15 protein-coding genes are annotated in these 17,076 nt (G+C 61.6%); 2 read left to right on the forward strand and 13 right to left on the reverse strand.

What is annotated here, in order from left to right:
- The coding region (locus CRO22_RS17540) for a phage portal protein (protein ID WP_245861026.1) at positions 1-716 on the reverse strand (716 nt) is incomplete at its 3' end.
- Between the two features lie 954 nt (positions 717-1,670).
- On the opposite strand from CRO22_RS17540, the gene CRO22_RS18720 reads away from it, so the two are divergent.
- Positions 1,671-4,112, forward strand: a complete 2,442-nt coding sequence (locus CRO22_RS18720) for an SIR2 family protein (RefSeq protein WP_141399477.1) — start codon at positions 1,671-1,673, stop codon at positions 4,110-4,112.
- A gap of 585 nt (positions 4,113-4,697) precedes the next feature.
- Here the strand turns inward: CRO22_RS18720 and CRO22_RS17555 are convergent.
- The 3 genes from CRO22_RS17555 to CRO22_RS17565 form a co-directional block, all read right to left on the reverse strand.
- The gene (locus CRO22_RS17555; RefSeq protein ID WP_097071451.1) at positions 4,698-4,958 is read right to left on the reverse strand and encodes a hypothetical protein; all 261 of its coding nucleotides are present in this window, start codon (positions 4,956-4,958) and stop codon (positions 4,698-4,700) included.
- 42 nt (positions 4,959-5,000) lie between these two features.
- Entirely contained in the window at positions 5,001-5,552 is a 552-nt protein-coding gene (locus CRO22_RS17560) for a recombinase family protein (RefSeq protein ID WP_097071452.1), read from the reverse strand.
- Between the two features lie 598 nt (positions 5,553-6,150).
- A complete protein-coding gene (locus CRO22_RS17565) occupies positions 6,151-6,648 on the reverse strand; it encodes a hypothetical protein (protein ID WP_097071453.1) in 498 nt (165 codons plus the stop codon).
- A gap of 157 nt (positions 6,649-6,805) precedes the next feature.
- On the opposite strand from CRO22_RS17565, the gene CRO22_RS17570 reads away from it, so the two are divergent.
- Positions 6,806-9,043, forward strand: a complete 2,238-nt coding sequence (locus CRO22_RS17570; protein ID WP_176518691.1) for a serine/threonine-protein kinase — start codon at positions 6,806-6,808, stop codon at positions 9,041-9,043.
- A gap of 92 nt (positions 9,044-9,135) precedes the next feature.
- Here the strand turns inward: CRO22_RS17570 and CRO22_RS17575 are convergent, their stop codons facing one another.
- The 9 genes from CRO22_RS17575 to CRO22_RS18980 all read right to left on the reverse strand — a co-directional run.
- Positions 9,136-10,371, reverse strand: coding sequence for a trypsin-like peptidase domain-containing protein (locus tag CRO22_RS17575; protein ID WP_097071455.1), 1,236 nt, complete (start codon positions 10,369-10,371; stop codon positions 9,136-9,138).
- Positions 10,371-11,414: a serine/threonine protein kinase gene (locus tag CRO22_RS17580; RefSeq protein ID WP_097071456.1), complete on the reverse strand. Its 1,044-nt coding sequence runs from the start codon at positions 11,412-11,414 to the stop codon at positions 10,371-10,373. Before CRO22_RS17580 ends, CRO22_RS17575 begins: the two co-directional genes overlap by 1 nt.
- Positions 11,411-12,778, reverse strand: coding sequence for a PP2C family protein-serine/threonine phosphatase (locus CRO22_RS17585; RefSeq protein WP_097071457.1), 1,368 nt, complete (start codon positions 12,776-12,778; stop codon positions 11,411-11,413). Before CRO22_RS17585 ends, CRO22_RS17580 begins: the two co-directional genes overlap by 4 nt.
- 67 nt (positions 12,779-12,845) lie before the next feature.
- Positions 12,846-13,445 (reverse strand): FHA domain-containing protein, encoded by a 600-nt coding sequence (locus tag CRO22_RS17590; RefSeq protein WP_097071458.1) that lies wholly within the window; start codon positions 13,443-13,445, stop codon positions 12,846-12,848.
- 16 nt (positions 13,446-13,461) lie between these two features.
- Positions 13,462-15,066: an FHA domain-containing protein gene (locus tag CRO22_RS17595; protein ID WP_176518692.1), complete on the reverse strand. Its 1,605-nt coding sequence runs from the start codon at positions 15,064-15,066 to the stop codon at positions 13,462-13,464.
- An 88-nt stretch (positions 15,067-15,154) separates the two neighbouring features.
- A complete protein-coding gene (locus CRO22_RS17600; protein ID WP_141399478.1) occupies positions 15,155-15,409 on the reverse strand; it encodes a hypothetical protein in 255 nt (84 codons plus the stop codon).
- A 70-nt stretch (positions 15,410-15,479) separates the two neighbouring features.
- Positions 15,480-15,830 (reverse strand): hypothetical protein, encoded by a 351-nt coding sequence (locus tag CRO22_RS17605; RefSeq protein ID WP_141399479.1) that lies wholly within the window; start codon positions 15,828-15,830, stop codon positions 15,480-15,482.
- 668 nt (positions 15,831-16,498) lie between these two features.
- Positions 16,499-16,792, reverse strand: coding sequence for a hypothetical protein (locus tag CRO22_RS17610; protein WP_097071462.1), 294 nt, complete (start codon positions 16,790-16,792; stop codon positions 16,499-16,501).
- 12 nt (positions 16,793-16,804) lie between these two features.
- The coding region (locus CRO22_RS18980) for a hypothetical protein (protein ID WP_176518693.1) at positions 16,805-17,076 on the reverse strand (272 nt) is incomplete at its 5' end.

Consider the following 17,076-nt stretch of genomic DNA (forward strand, 5'->3'; position numbering starts at 1 on the left):
TCGGCGAGCGTCATCGTCACCGATTCATAGCTCATGCCCTCGTCGAGAATGGCGGTGCCACCGGAACGGCCCGCGCCATGTGCCGCCGTCCAGCTTACCGCGAGCTTCGACTTCGCTTCATCGCCGAGGGTCTTTTCGGTTTTGAGGATGCCACCGGGCTTACCCCCATTGGCAAAGAGCTTCGCGATATGTTCCTCAAAGGCCAGCGCAAGGCCGATAGCCTCACGCCCGAGCGTGATCGGCGAGGCGCCCGCGAAGGCGCTCACATGCAGAATGTCGGTGAAAGGGTAACGGCGCCCGCCATCGGCGAGTTGCACCATATAGGAGGGTTCGCCGAAGTCGTCGGTTTCCACCTGCACCTGATGCGGTTCGAGTCGGTGCAGCTCCACAGGCTCGCCCGAGGCGGTGCGCACGACAAGGGCGAACCCGTGGCCGCGCAACAGGGCATCGGTGGTGAGCTGCACCCGCAACGCCTCGGCCGAGGTCCACGGGTTCGCCTCGTCATGAATGAGGCGATAGGCGGGGTGCTCGGTGACGCTCGCGCGCCCGTCCTTCTCGAAGAGCTTCGCGGGCAACGCGCCCACCGTCTCGGCGATCAGGGCGACGGCGCAGGCCACCGCAGGAACGCGCATCGCGCTCTCTGTGGTGACGGTCTTGCCGGTCAGTGTGGGCGCAAGCCCGAAGAGAGGAAGGGCGGCAGGCGTCGAAACGCCCACCGCCTTCTTGTGCAGGGAAGAAATGAACCGTTGAAACATCGCAACTGGAAAAAAGATCACTCACTATGGGTATCATGATACCCCCTGACGCACTTAATAGTCAAGAATTTTTGCTATACATTTTGCTATACAAACCGCACTACAGAAAAATATGAAATCATTACTTTTCAGTAACTTAGATATGAACCCGCAAGCATTTGGCGGACTTCGTCTCCGCCACTTCCCTCACCACATAGATTTGTTCTTAAAATCAATGACTTAGGGGAATCAGCTTCGCCCTTCCCACACATGTTTTCCATACATGTCTCCCACACATGTTTGTGCCCCATCTCTTTGCCGTGAGAACGCTTGAAGACTTCAACAGATGCCTGCGTTTCGGGATGCCCTGAGCTGCAAGCACCGCACTGACGTTCTCGAAAGCAAGCTAAGGGCTGTAGGAGACATTGGCGGCACTACCACGGGCTGAAAGACGCACCTGATGCCGTGACATCGCGCCCGATGAAACGGAGCATTGCGGACCTTCGTGAGCCGTACGGAAGCCACTGCAATGCGCAGGTAGCGGCCGTCGCAGAGCTCCGGCCTCGAGCTGCGCAGATCCGCGTGCTCGGCCCTTTGCAGTCGGTTGCCCTCGTTTTGCGCCGCAATGCAGTGCTCGCGAACCAGACGTCCGTACTCGACGCAGCGGATCAGCCACTGCGTATCTGCGGCTGTGACGAGGTAGTCATTCCAATCCCCGGCAGGCATAGCAGAACCGGCACGGGCTTCGGCCTCACCGTAGGTTGCATTCGTAGCAGGCAAGGGCCCAGCTAAAGCCTCAGCGGTAGCTACGCTATTTGCGCAAAGAAACTCTCCCTCCAACAGGTCTCTTCTGTCAGAAGCAAAACGAGTTGACCTTTCTGTAATAATTGGGAAATTGAACGCTCAAGGGACAACAAATTTTGGGAGGTCTTACGAATGAGCGATGAATTTCCAACGAGCTTTGATCCGTCACGCTGCGTTCTGTTTCTCGGCGCCGGATTTTCAGCAGGGGCCAAAAACCGGTCAACTCGCAAAAATTTTCAATCTCCCCCGGTTGGCTCAGCCCTTAACGACGCGATGAAAGAAATGTCTGGCCTTCCAAAAGATGATCCCTCTGATTTTGCGGATACAGCAGGATACGTAATTTCCGAGGGATACGACCTTTTTAGCTTGCTAGAAGAACTTTACACGATTCGAGAATTATCAGAAGAGCAAAAAGAAGTATTGAAGTTGCCGTGGTGGCGCATCTATACGACAAATTACGATAATTCAGTGGCCGTATATAGGGCTGCGTCAGGAGAGAAGCAAGGCGCTCTTATTCATGATATCACCGATCCTGTCCCGCGGCAAATACGTCCGGGTGCCACAATCCACCTGCATGGCTCGATAGCCAAGTGCGAACCCGACAATGTCGACAAGTCCCTTGTTCTTTCACGAGCATCATATATCGAGCAGAGGGTAAAAAAATCTGAGTGGTGGGACTGGTATGAACGAGACATAAAGACCTGCCAGTTCGTCTTTTTCCTGGGTTACGACATCAATGATTTCGAGCCGGCGAGTTACTTGGCGCGTCACCCCGACCTAAAAAGTAAATGCCACTTTATTCTTCGCGCGCCAAAAAGCCCGGTCGCCATCTCAAAGGTGTCCAATTTTGGCTATCGACATTCATTCCAGATGGAGGGATTTGTCAAACGACTTTCAGGCGCAATAGTAGCAAAGAGACCGGAACACGAGAATGAACTGGTAACCTTCCAGTATGTGGACCCAGCGAAGGATAACAAGCTCCCGGAGAAGGCAACGTCGGCCGAAATTCAAGAACTTTTTTCGTTTGGACGATTCAGGTTTCATGCTGCGAAGGCTTCGCTTCCCGAATCCGATTACATCTTATTTAGGAAAAATTCAACCAATAGCGCGCTTGGCTTACTGCAAGAAAGTAACACCCTAATTGTTCATGCAAGGATTGGTAACGGCAAGACAATATTCGTCGAGTCTTTGAAAGTAATTCTTTCAGAAAAGAGTTACCAGTGTTTCACCTTGAAACCTGGAATGTCCCCCTTGCCCCAAGACATCTTGTTCATATCTGGAGTTGAAAATCCAATAATTTTCTTTCCAAGCTATGATAGTGCTGTTGCAAATTTTCATCTCTTTGAGGGCATGCCGGATGATGCAAGATACATTGTCGAGATGCCGACCAGCATTCTCCAAGTGCGCATGCAAGAGGTTCAAAGTCGACTTCGGGGCAAGACCAGTCGGCTTAGAGTCGACACATTAGATAAAGATGACGTGACAAATCTAAAAGAACTTTTAAAGAAGGGAGGAATGACGAGGTTGGCGCGATCGCCAATTTTGAAGCCTGGCGTTGAGCTTAGAGACTTCATCCTGGCCTCCTATGAAGACCCTGAAATAGCTGCGCGTCTCCAAAAAGCAGTCGGGCCATTATTTGAGAGTGCCGCCGCCAAGCGCGTAATCGTCACAGCGGCGATTTTGAAGGCCGCTGGCTTGCCTACAGAACCGGTCTTTATAGAGGATGCTACCGGAGATGACCCTTACGCAACATTGCATTCCCTGAGTGAGGGGGTCTCGGAGGTATTGGAATATGGGCTTGAAAAAATAGAACCACATTCTTCCATATTTTCAGAATACATTCTAAAGAAATATATAGACAAGACTGAGTTTGCTGGGGCGGTGCTCCGCATTGCATCTGAAGCAGCTCGAAGGATTGACGATGCGACGGATGAAACATCGGAACGCTTTCGTCTGGCGCGTAATATTATGTCTTCAACCTTACGATTCTCATTCCTTGAGAGTGTGGTTGGGAGAACCCCAGAGGGACGAAAGATAATTAAGCGTCTCTATGAAGGATGCCGGAGGGATGTAACAATTCAAAAGGAGCCCTTGTTTTGGCTGCAATACAGTATTTTTTGGCAGGATGCCCCGCGGTGGGACTTGGCAGAGAGCCATATCAAAGAGGCATATGATCGAGCGGAGGCGAAGCCCAGTTTCAAAACATACCAGCTCGACACGAACTATTTGGGGCTACTTTTTGATTTAGAGTTTCATGGAAAGGTGGGTGAAAAAATATCCAGATTCGACGAAATTTTGGATATTATCGATGTTTGTCGAGCCATGATAGATGATGGCAGTCATAGGGGGCATGTTGCAAAGTCTTTTAACAAGGTCGAGCGGATGGTATCTAAGCGCGCCGAAGACTTTAGTCGAGCTCAAGCCGCGGCATTGACTTATGCCTTAAACCTCGTCGTGAATAAATTTTCTTCGCTGACACCTGAAGAAAGAGCGGTATGGGGCACGGACTCGACTAGAGAAAGTCTTGAAAGAGCTGTCAGCAAATTAAAAAATCTCAGCTTCACAGGCCGATGAAACTAGGTTGGCGGGAAGTCGATTGCGCTTTGCGATGGAACTCCCGTCAAATAAATTTTACCCTTTGTCAGGCGCTGCGCACCGTCGACGGAAGTTTGCTTATGGTTTCAGTGTTTTGACGTTGTTAGTCGTATGGTGACGCCCCCGCTGTTCTCAGACATTAGCGTGTGGCGTGACATGTCAGTAATGGGGGCTCTCAAGCGTCTCCGCCGGAACCGCATCGTTCGCTCCGGCGAATTGGCGGTATCGGGCTCGCGCCACCATTCCTCACCGATTCAGCGCCTAGCGAGTTGATGAATGTCTGCTTCCTTCATCCAACGCTTGTTCTTGCCGCACCGCTGTCAGTCCGTTTCCCGCCCCCTGTGACTGTGCCATGATTCGCGCTGCGTCGCGCACGAGGGGCCGGAATGGGCTGTTCTCTCCCTCTCCTACGGCGGGCTTGAACGGCTTCTTTGAGCGAGCGTGCCAGCATTTCCCGTAAGTGCAAGCTTTATCTCCTGAGCCCTCAAGAGAGGGCCGTAGCGGCTCCCAGAGTGATCGGGTTTGCCGTGGAGTGGCAAGCCCCCGAAGGGGCTCACCGGCGTCTCAGGCCCTCCTATCGCCCTCTGAGAGCTTCTCTGCGATCTTGCGCAGGCTTTCGTTGTTCTCCAGGGCGAGGGCAAAGCTCCCAGCGAGGACAACGCTCAGGAACGCCCCTCCGAGGATCAATCCAACGCCCGTCCTGCGTTCCTCTGGGGTGCTGCCTTCGATGACAACGGCAAGCCCTCCCAGAAGTGTCCCGACCAGGATCAGGCTGCACCAGATCAGGAAGACGACCCGGTAAAGGGTGATCAGTTTGCGAAGCATGGTTCTCTCTCCTGTTTGATGATGTTGGGGTCACAGTGGGGCTCAGGCCGCAGCCGAGATGACGCGGTAGACCGAGCGCTCCGAGATGCCGAGCCTGCGGGCGATCTCTCGCTTGGGCGTCCCTGCCGCCAAGAGGGCCAGAGCTTCGGCCTGCTTGAATTGAGCCGTGGGCTTGCGGCCCTTGTACTTCCCATCGGCCTTGGCCTTGGCGATGCCTTCCCGTTGCCGCTCAAGCATCATTTCCCGCTCGAACTGAGCCACGGCCCCCAGAACATTCAGCATCAGCTTGCCCGTGGCGTTGCCGGTATCGAGCCCCAGGTCGAGCACCCTCAGCCCCACCTTCTTGCGCTCCAGGGCCTCCACGATCTCGCCCAGGTGGCGCACAGAACGGGCCAGACGGTCGAGCTTGGTCACGATGAGAGTGTCCCCCTCCCGAACGAACTCCAGCGCCGCTGAGAGGGCGTTGCGTTGCCCTATCGAGCTGACCTGTTCCTCGAATAGCTTCTCGCAGCCCTCCGCCTTCAGGGCCTTTCTCTGGGCGACAAAGCCCGCAATCTGCTCCACCGTCGAGGTGCGGACATAACCGATCAGCATGTGATCCTCCTGTGCTGTCATTAGGGTCTAAGAAGTGGGGGATGGCCCTCTGCCAAAACTCGAAACCCACTTCCATGACGGGGCTATTCCGCCACGCTGGCCCCAGCCGCAGGGGCTTGCCTCAATGGCAGAGGGGATCGGCTGGGGTCTGGGCCTGGGATGGCCCAGGGAGACTCTCAGAGCGCCACTGGAGGGCCATGTTGGGTTTTCCGGTGGGTGAGACTCAGGTGAGCAAGATGCGGTTCTACGGGGCTCTCTGGCGCCCTCACGACTCTCCCGGCCCGAAGCGATTTTATTCCGCACCAGAGGGGGGCGGGGGGTTTGGAAAAGCGCTTCAAAAGATGGGGGGTTTATTATTACTATTATTGTCGGAAATTATATGCCTGGGGCCTCTTTCCTTCTGCTCAAGAGCCCTGGCCTCTTACGTTTCAAAGTAATGCCCTGAATGTGTCTGAAGCCTCCCAGGACACTAAGGATTTTCTTAATAGCTATAGGTATAGGTATATACCCTAGAGTATCCTTATATATATCCAAGGAAGCCCCAGAGGACCTCCCCGGAGACATCCAGAAAGGGCGAAGAAGCTTCTATTTGAAGGGGCTATTCGCCTCTTACCTCGGGGTCAAATCCGAAGCGTGCAGCATAGGCGCAGACAAGTATGGTTCTTGCCATATCCTCGTGAGCCTTGGCAACGATCAGGCTGTCATGGATCGGAAGGGCCGCAATGCCAAACTCTCGCCCCAATCGGAGAAGGCACTCCATGAAACACTCCGATTCTTCATATTGCAACCGCGCCCAATCCAGGGAGCCTCTCTTGAGCTTTGCCAATACGGGATACTTCGCCATCAAGGCGTCGAGCAGCTTTCCCAGGTTGTAGACGCTCCCGATTTTACGCCCCGTCTTTGCCAGGTAGTTCTTCGCAAGAGCCTTTGGGAAACGGCTTGGCCGTCCTCCCTGGCCCGTCATCGCTGTGAAGAGCCCCTTCACGACCTCTCGCTCCACACCGGGAAGGAAATAGGGGTCGGCCTCGGGGTCCATCTCCTGACCCTGGAGCGCGTAGAGGATGAAAAGGTGACTCGCCCGCACGTCGAGTTCCACCGTGGGCTCTCCACATGCCCGCGCGACCACGCTACGGCTGACACGCCCCGCCGGATCGCCTATAATAGGGTGATTTCCCGCCGTCGTATCGATTTCAGGGGAGTGAGTTGTGCCTCAGGAAGGTCAATTCGGCATAACTTTGAAACCGGGGCACCGGTTGCAAAGCGGAACGAATGTTTACCGGATCGAGAGCGTCCTCGGCGCGGGGGGGTTCGGGGTCACCTATTGCGCTTGGGACGAGAAACTCGAACGCCGGGTCGCGATCAAGGAATATTTCCCGCGCGATTTCTCTGGCCGGACCGCGGCGCTGACGGTGGTGCCGACGCAGGGCGAGGGCCGTGACATGTTTGCCTGGGGCAAGGCGCGGTTTCTCGACGAGGCCCGGACCCTCGCCAAATTCGATCATCCCGGCATCGTCGGCGTGCTCGATTTCTTCGAGGGCAACAACACCGCCTATCTGGTGATGCCGCTGGTCGACGGGACGCCCCTGTCCGAGGTACTCAAGCGCCAGCCTTATTCCGAAACCGAGGCGCGCGACCTTCTGGACGCACTGGTCTCGGCCCTTGCCGTGGTACATCGCGCGGGGTTCCTGCACCGCGATGTGAAGCCGGGCAATATCATGATCCAGAGCACCGACCGACGCCCGGTGCTGATCGATTTCGGTACCGCGCGGCAGTCGCTCGGAAGCGCAACCCGCTCGGTGACCACGCTGGCTTCGGCCAGCTTCTCTCCGCGCGAGCAATATCTGGAAAACGCGCCCCAGACTGTCGCCTCGGAGGTCTATTCGATCTGCGCCACGGTCTATCGGGCGATGTTCCAGTCTGGCCCGCCGGTGGCGATCGGGCGCGATGAGACCGACAGCCTGCCCGAACTCGACCGCGCCGAGGCGGCAGGCGAGATTTCGCCCGGTCTTGCCACGACCCTGCGCAAGGGGCTCGCATATCACGCCCGCGACCGGTTTCAGAGCCTCGACGCTCTGCGCGTGGCGGCGCATGACACTTCTGGTGCGACCGCTCACGCGACAGCGCACACAGGCGCGCCGAAGCGCGCGCAGCCGGAGGTGCCCCCCGCGCCGGTCGCGGCCCGGCCCGGCTGGTGGCGGCAGGGGATAGCGCTGGCGCTTGTCGTCGCGTTCGCCCTGATGGCGGCCGGATTGGCACTGCGCGCGCCGCAGGCGGGGGGCTCCGCCCCGGGAGCGGGCGCGCAGGCCGCGCCCTGGCCCGCCTCGGCGCTGGCCCCGGTCGCGATGTCGCTCCCCGGGGCGGGCACGCCCGTACCCGACTCATCACCCGAGCCCGACCTTTGCCAAGGCTCCGAGGCGGCCTGTCTCGACGCCGCCCGGACCCGGCTTCTGCTGCCCGGGCAGGCGCATCGGGTAGCCGCGATGCTGGGCGAGGCTTGCGCGCGAAAATGGGGCGGGGCCTGTGCCGAGCTCGCGCAGCTGCTGCTGACGGGGCGCGAGACGCTGGCCGCCGATCCGAAGCAGGCCCTTGCCTTCGCCACCGCGGGCTGCGGGCTCGGCGCGGCGGAGGGCTGCACCCTTGCGGCCGGCTTGCTGGTGCATGCCGCGCCCGCCAACGACATGCATGCCGATCGCAACGAGGCCGCGCGCTTGATCGCGCACGCCTGCGCGCTGCACGATGCGGTGGCCTGCACGCGCGCCGGGGCGCCGCCTTACCGCGCCTCGGAGGCGGCGCTGCAGGTCGAAACGCTGCGCCGCGACATCGAGACGGGAACCGGAGTCGGAACCGGGGTGAGCACGGCGGTTCTCGCGCAGGTCGTTGCCTGTGACCGGGACGAGGATGGCCGGGCCTGCGTCGAGGCCGGGCTCGGCTTCGCGACAGGTGCGGCGGGAGGCACCGTCGATGCGACTCGTGCCACGATGCTCTACGAGCGATCGTGCGAATTGGGCAACGGCTTTGGCTGCGGCTATCTTGGCAAGGATTTCGCCACCGGTCAGGGCGGGCGGAGCCGTGATCTGTCGCGCGCGGCGGCGCTGTTCGACCTTGGCTGCGTGGCCCGCAACATGGAGGCCTGCCTCGATCTCGGGCGGCTGAACCTGCTCGCGCAGGACTATGCCGGGGCGAATGCCGCACTGGGGCAGAAGGCGCTTGGCAAGGCCTGCGACGAAGGGGACATGGCGGCGGCCTGTGCCGATCTGGCACTGGCCTATGAAACCGGGCGGGTGCCGGGGGGGCGCAACGATCGCAAGGCGGCGATGCTATTTCTCAAAGCGTGCGGCGGCAACGCGGCGACGGCCTGTGCGCGTCTGGGCGTCTATTACGAAGACGGTCGCGGCGGCTTGCCCCGCGATCAGGCGGCGGCGCAACGTCTGAAGGACAAGGCCTGCAAGCTCGGAGCGCAAATCGCCTGCCGTAAATCCCGTAAGATCTGACCCAAAGTTATGACCGCACCATTGACCCGGATCGGCCTGAGACAGGGCAGGCGGGAGGGCCTGCAGTCTTTGCGGGTGCCGTGCCCTGCCGCTCAGTCGAGCTTGCTGATCCGGATTTGTGACAGTCCGAGGCCGATCACCGATTTCGAGCTGATCCGCTCGGCGCGGCCCGGCATCACGGGGGTTCCGTCGATCGTGGTGCCATTGCTCGACTTGAGATCGCGCAGATAAAGCGCGCCGTTGTCGAGCCGCAATTCCAGATGCCGCGCGCTGACCTTCGGATCGTTCAGCGACACCGCCGCGCGCGACGACCGCCCGACGACCGCCCCGCGCGCTAGGCTGCGCCCGTCGAGTCGGGTCAGCGCACCGCGGCCATCGGGGCCGATCACCGACACCGCAAGGATGGGCCTCCCTCCCCCCCGCCCGACGCTCCAGCCGCCGCGGCGCAGGATCAGCAAGAGCGCCCCTGCCGCCGCCAGAATCAGCACCGCGCTCAGGATCACGAGCCCCTGATCGCCCACCAGCCCGGGTCCGACCAGAGCCCCCGAACAGCTGCCCGTTACCGCGGGCAAGGTGTAGCCTTCGCGGCTCAGGAACCGGAGGACTTCGGTGCTGCTCGATGCCTGATAGACCTCGCGCCCGCTCGGCCCATGCACGACCGAAGTGTTCACCCCCACCACCGACCCGCAGGTATCGACGAGCGGCCCGCCCGAATTGCCGGTGTTGATCGCGGCGTCATGCTGGATGATCTGCACAGGATAATGGCTTTGGTCGATGCCCCAGTTCGTGGTTTCTAGCGTCCGGCTGACGACCCCGCTGGTCAGCGAAGACCGGAACAGCTCACGCTCGGTGATCGCGTTTTCCGCATCGGCAATGCCCGGAAATCCGAACGCGGCGACACTTGCGCCCTGTCCGGCATCCTGTCCGGCCAGCCTGAGCACGCCAAGCGCCGTCTGGCTTTGCTGATCGGCGCGGCTCAGGCGCAAGAGCGCCAGATCCTGCTTTTCGCTGCGCGCCAGCGCGACCGCATCAAAAAGCGCCAGCACCTCGCCGCCAAGCTCGCCCCGCAGAAGGAACCCGACCCGGATCGCCTCGATCTTGCCGGCCACCACATGGGCATTGGTGACGAAGAGATACTGGTCGTTTTCCAGCGCCTTGACCACGAAACCTGTGCCAAGCGCGAACCCCCCGGGTTTCTCGACGATCACCCGACCAAGCCCCGGATTGACCGCCTCGGCCAGCCGTCTCAGGTCTTCGGCTGTTGCCGGCAGAAGGCTCGTCCAGAGCATGAGAACGGTTGCAAGAAGACGCAGGAAAAGTGGTTTCATCAGGAAAGCCCCGCCCAGATCGCTCCGATCAGGAGCGCCGCAATGCCCATCAGGATGAAGGCGTTTCGCGCCTTCGGTGCAATCGAGGAGGTCCGCGGCAGGCCGTTTCGGCGCGCCGCCCCGCGGTCGGTCGCCCCGGAGGTGCTCTTGCCGATGCACGCAAGGAATTCGCGCGCCGTGGCGGGGCGCTTGAGCGGTTCGAGCGTGCAGCCGAAATCGACCAGATCACAGAGTTCCGCGGAATAGCTTCCACCACCCGCGCGGGCAACCGGCACATAGGGGTCGGGTTCGCCCGCCGCAAGGGCGGCCGCGCGCGCCTCGGCCGAACTCGCCTTGCGCCCGGTCATCATCACATAGGCCACCATCGATAGCGCGAAGAAATCGGTCCAGGGGCCTTCCTTGCAATGCCCGTGCTGGCGCCGCAACGGAGGCGGAATTTGCTCAAGAGCGGCGAAGGAGGGCGTGTAGATGGCGTTCTCGCTTTCGTTGCGCAAATGCCGAGCGGCGCCGAAATCGATCAGGATCGCCTGGCCGTCGCGCTCGCGTACCATGATGTTGTCGGGTTTGATGTCGCGATGGATCAGCTTGGCCTGATGCACCGTGTCGAGCGCGCGACTGATCGAGACGAGAAGGTTGCGGATCGGCGCTTCGGGCACCGGACGCCCGGCGTCGAGATAGCCTTGCAGCAGGTCCGAAAGCTTCTTTCCGTCGACGAATTCCATCACCACATAGGCGGTGCCATTACGCCGGAACAGCCCCCGCACCACGATCAGTCCGGGGATGGCGGGCAGGCTGCGCAGGATCTCGGCTTCCTGAAAGAAGGCCTCGAGCCCGAGCGAGAACCGGCTTTGATGCACCGGGGCGATCCGCACCGACAGGCCGTCGCGCTCGGCGATGTCGGTAGGGAAATATTCCTTCATCGCATAGCTGGTGCGGGTTTTGATGTCGCGCACCAGATATGTGATGCCGAACCCTCCCGCGCCGAGCACCCGCTGCAATTCGAACCCGGCAAAGCGCGTGCCGCTGGGAAGGGCCCGTGTCATTTCTGCGCCTCAGTGGCCGGATCGGGGAGGGGGGCGGTCGGCGTCGCCGGGGGCGGTGTGATCGCGATCGGATCGGGGGAAGGCGCCCCCAAGGGCGTGCCAGGGGGGGGCGTTCCCGGCTTGGCGCGCGGTCTTTGGGTCGGTCCGGGCACCGTCGCTGACACGGCCCCCTGAGGCTCGGCAACCTGCGGCACGGCAGTCTCGGGCCCGACAGCGTTCGACGCCGCAGCCTCGGCCTTGGACGCGTCGGCCGTGGATGACATTTGATCGGGAACCACCGAGCCGATGATGCCCGCCTCCGACGGGGCCGCACCTTGCGCGCCGCTCCCGTCGGAGGGCGCGGATGCCGAAGACTGGTCTGGCGATTGCGGCAGGGGTTCGCTTGCCGGGTCGGGAAGGGCGATTTCGGCGGGCGGTTTTGCGGGCGTGGTTTCCGCCGGGACGGTTTTTGTTGGCGGGGGCGTGTCGCGCAACCCCGCCAACAGCACGCCGGCAATCACCAGCAGCGCCACGACGCCCCCCCCAATTGCCACACGCTGCGCGCCTGACAAGCGCCAGCGCGATGCCATCGCCAAAGGCCAGCGCGTCATCTCGCGCCAGAACGGCACTTGCTGAAGTGTGTGATAGCAGGCCACGATGGTGGTATTGTCCTGTCGCGGCTTGCGGCAGAGCCGGACCGCGTCGAGCAGGGCGTGCGTGACTTCTTCAGGTTCGCGCCCATAGACGGCCGAGATCTGCTGGCGCAGCCGCTCGGTGGGCAGGGTGTCGAGCCCATCGGAGGCGAAGATTAGCAGATCGCCTTCGCGCAGCGCCGCGTGATTGTAGTCGATCTGCGCGATCTCGCGCCCCATCACCGCCGATATCAGCGCATTGCGCCGCGGATTGGCCTGCGCCTCCTGCAGCGTGATCTCGCCCCGGTTGACCTTGATCATCAGCTCCGAAAACAGCGAGTGATCGGCGTTCAGCTTGGTCAAGGTCTCGTTGCGGAACAGATAGATATGGCTGTCGCCGACGCTGACCCAGATCAGCCGATCCGCCAGCTTGATCGCACCGATCAGGGTGCAGCCCATACCCTCGAGCCCCGGATTGGCGCGGATGCGCTCGCCGATCACCCGGTTCGCCGCCTCGAGGCTCGACATCAGCCGCTTTTGCGGATCGGTGCTGGTGAAGCTTTCGAACCTGTCCTGAAAGGCGCGCACCGCGGTCTGCGCCGCCACCTCGCCGCCGACATGGCCGCCCATGCCGTCGCACAGCACGATCAGAACGGTCGAATCCGGGCGGCGCGCGTCGGCGAGGACGAAGGTAAAATCGTCTTCCTGATGGTCTCGGTCGCCGACCATCGCCCCGCCGCAGATACTGCGCATGCGCCTGCCTCCCACCCCTGTCGGTCCTCGTTCGCCTCAGTCGGCCCAGTCGGGCCAAGTCCGCCGGTCAGACCTTGCTCCAGTCGAACTCCGGCCCGCACAGCGCCACGAAGATACAGGTGGTGTTCTTCGAAAGCTGGATGATGGCGCGGTCGTGCAGCGGCACCATGTTCGGAATGAGCTTGCCGTCGAGCTTGGTCAGGTTAATGCCCGAGCCATGCGCGATGAAGAATTCGCCATCCTCGTAGAGGATCTTCGCGTGGTCCTCGCTCGAAATCAGCGTGTCGCCGAAATCCACCGAAACGCGCTGGCGCGCGCCACGCCCGATCTGGTTGAGCCCGTGCCCGAGCGTCAGCGACCGGCCCTTGCCGGGGCCGTTCAGCACCACCAGCCAGCCAACCACCGGATCGACCTGCTCGGTGAAGGTGTCTTCCTTCTTCGCGGTCTCCTGCGTCGCCGGACTGTAGATCACCGTGCGCTCGCTCAGATCGCGGTTTGTGCCGATCATCCGGGTGCTTTCGTCGTCCGACCCTCCGCGGGGCGTGCTCAAGGGCTGCATCGCCTCGGTCAGGGCGGCGGTGCGCTCGGAGGGATCGAACATCTCTTCCTTCTTGTCGCGCCGATCGGAATTGTGGTCGAAGACCCAGCTCGTCTTGTCGTTGCTCATGCCATGTCCTCTCGTGTCAGGGGTGTTGCAAAATCAGGGCCCGATCGCCGAGCTTGATCGCGTCGCCGAACTGAACCCCCTTGGTCTCGCCCACGCGCACCCCGTTCACGAAGGTGCCGTTGAGTGATTGCAGATCGGTGATCGCTGCGCCTCCATCAGGGCCGAGCTGCAAGATCGCATGGGCGCGCGAAACGCTGTCATCCTCAAGGATGATGTCGTTCTTGCTGCCGCGCCCGATCGAAAGGCGTGCCTCGCGCAGTTCGATCCGGCGCCCGGAATGTTTGTCGAACAGCACCGCGCGCGGCGGCTCGGGCGCGAGGACCGGCGTCGGCCCGGGCGGCCATGCCGTGGCGGTGCGCCCGCCCCCCAGCTCGTCGCCCTCGTCGTCGAGAACCAGATCGTCCTCCTCGGACTTGCTGCGCTTCGCCACCAGAACCCCGATCAGGCCAATCAGCAGCGCCGCGCCAAGCCCCGCGAGCACATACCAGTGGTCCTTCGCGAGCTTCATCCCCTCGGCAAGGTAATCGCGCTTCGCGACGGGTTGCGGCACCGGCAGCACTGGCGGCTTGACCACAGGCGACGGCGCCTTCGCCTCGGGTGCAGGGGCGGGTTTGGGCGGCGCGGGCGGGGGCAGGGGCTTGCCGTCGAGGCCGAGCGGCACATAATCGGCGGTGTAATCCACCTGCACCCGGGTCGCAGAATTGCTCACCAGCGGTCGGTCCACCTTGACGGTGATCTTCGCCGGCGCCGGCGTCACGCCGGGGGCGAGCGCGACCAGACGGCTCGAGTTGCGCACCTGCCACAGCCGCGCGGCCAGATCGGTGACGGCGCGATCGGCATCTGCTTTCTTGCGATATTCGGCGGCGGCGAATTCCCCGGCTGTCCCGGTCACGATCGCCTCGAGATAGCCGCGCCCGCGCCCGATATCCTCGGCTCCACTGCGTTGCCAATAGCTGCCCAGCGCCGAAATCGAGACCCCGGTCTGCTGCGCCAGCGTGATCGTCTTGACCGGCAGCGCCGCGTCCTCGTCGAGCCCGTCGCTCACCAGTAGGATGCGCCCGATCGCCAGGCTGGACTGCGCCTTCACAATCTGGATCGCGTCGAGCAGATTGCGTTGCAGGAGCGTCGTGGTCTCGGTCAGCGTCAGCGCGTCGATCGCGCCGAGCACCGCCTGCCGGTCGCGCGTGAACGGCACGACATCGGTCCGGGTGGCGCCGAAGGTGGAGAGCGCGACGAGCTCCTCGGGCGGCAGCGCTGCCACCAGCGCATGGATCGCGGCCTTCTCGGCCTTGAAATAGGGTACACGCCCCTTGTCCTTGCCAAGCGTGAGATCGACCACGATCAGCGTTCCCGAAAGATCGATCTTCGCCAGGCCGGCGACCTCGCTCGGACCGAGTAGCCGCCACGAGGCGCTGCCCGAAGTGCCGTCGGGGTTCGTCGCCTCGACGCTGGGCGCGCTCTGTCCGGAGGGCAGCCGGAGCAGGCATCCGTTCAGCCCGCCGGGCAGTGGCGCGGAGCAATCGAGCGGGGAATCGAGGCGGTTGACCTCGGCATGGGCAAGGCCCGGCGCGACCAGAGCCGCGAGCAGCGCAAGAACATGGGCGGAATGTCTGGAAAGCATTTGAAAACTCTCGTCTGGCATTGGGGCTGTTTGGCGGAGCGGCTTTATCACAACGGCCTTGACGCAACGGCCGGGGCGCGGGAAGGGATCAGCGGCCCGACCCGAGTTGCTTGGCCGCGTGGCGGGTGAAGGCGCGGATATCGAGGATTGCGAAACAGATCAGGCAGTGCAGCGACGCGGCGAGCCCTCCGCCGACGATCAGAAGCACCCCGGCGATGAGGCCTCGCGTCAGATGCCCGAATTCCGACAACACCTGAACTCCCAGATAAACGCCGGCAGTCAGCCAGAAAAGACCCGTGGCGTAGATGATTACATCCGCCATGTCGATCAGCAATCCACGCATTTCCATCCATCCATTATTTACTGTATTCAAGAATCTTGTTTAATTTCAGAAGGCCGTGGCTTGGTCGGTTTCAAAGCCTCAATCTCTGAAATGTCGATGCGTTGGTCGGACCGGAGGCCTGATCCTCCGGCTCGCGCCCAAGGGTGCGTTCGAAAAAGTCTTTGATTTGCCCGATCAACCGCAAGGCGCGCTCCAATGGGGGGCGGGACTTGCGGTCAAATCCGCGTGCTGGCCCCTGAAACAAGTTCGAATGCATCAAATCCGGATGGCGCAACGGGGTAAAACCGGATTCACGAATATATAATTGACGCACGATTGCGTACAAGACTGGGGACTCCTGCAATCCAACCTTCACGAGTATGCAGAGATAATAAATCCAATCAACAAATTCTTCCTCCGGCCCCCTATAAACGATCGCCACGCGCGCCCTGTCGCGTTCCACTGATGCTCGCTTGGGCAATTGCCCGCGCTTGCCCCTGTCGTGGATCGCGCGCGGTCGGGTTTCCCCTCGCGGAGGCGGGGCAAACGCCGCCTTTGCGCAGCCCCGCGATCGCCCGATTCTGCCGCGCCCGATTCTTCTTGTCTTCTGCGCACTGTTCTCTGCCCACGTGGGGTTGAACTGCCGCCGATGTCAGAGACCGCCCCGGTGTAACCCGACAAAATAACCCGGTACGACCGAGGTAATCCGGGAACAGCTGGGAAAAACCGGGAGCAAGCGGTAACTGACCGAGATTGCGGCGTTTTTCCGGTCCGGATAGGGGATGGACGCCGCTGAACTTTGCACTCGTGACGGGCGGCAGGTCTCCTGCACGAACCACTCTGAGGCCAGTATCGCGGCCATACAGGCACTTCTGCAACTCCCGATAAAGCGCACTAAAAGGCCGATTTTACGGGCATTTTGCGGTTCAGCGGCGCGGTGGCACCGCTGGTAACTTTGCACTTTTCGCGGCCGTCGCGAATGAAGTGCAAAGTTACGTTAAATCAATATGTTGAGCCTTCACCCCAAGCGCCATGGGCAGAACTTCTGCGATCCGGCATGCAAAGCAGGTAGAACCGCGAGCTATGCTCTGACCGCATATCCTTGCGGTGTCATCCCGTTGCGCCATCCCGCGGCGGCAGCGCCACCGGTCCATCGGCTTCGACGCGGAGCGGCACCGGGAAGCATGCCGCCGCGGGCGCGTTCGGGCCGATCGGGAAGAGCAGCGTCAGGAGGGTGTCGTCGCCGTCCGTCACCGGCGCGCCGATGATCCAGTCGATCGCCGCCTCGGGGATCTCCGCGTCAAGATCGACGGCGATCCCGGTGATCGTGAGCACGCGCCCGGCAAGGGAGAGCGTGAGAGCCCGGTCATCGCGGCAGGGCGAGAGGGTGATGATGAGTGCCATGGTGGTGCCTCCTCAGAACCAGCGGCCGATCGCGATCAGCGACAGGATCGCGGGGCGGTCCGTTGCATCGCCGCTGCACCGCTGGACGCGCAGCGTGGCCCAGCCGGTCGCGGTGGGGCCCCCCGCCGCCTGCAAGAGCAAGGCGCGCGCCTGGGGGTTGACGGCACTGTCGCCGCCGAGCCGCAGCGCATGCGCAACGGCAGGCGTGCTGCCGCTGACAAAGGCGGCCGGCCATGTGACGCTGATCGCCGTATTCGTGCGGTAGGGATCGGCATAGCTGCCCG

Source organism: Rhodobacter maris (genome assembly GCF_900217815.1).
Classification (GTDB): domain Bacteria; phylum Pseudomonadota; class Alphaproteobacteria; order Rhodobacterales; family Rhodobacteraceae; genus Rhodobacter; species Rhodobacter maris.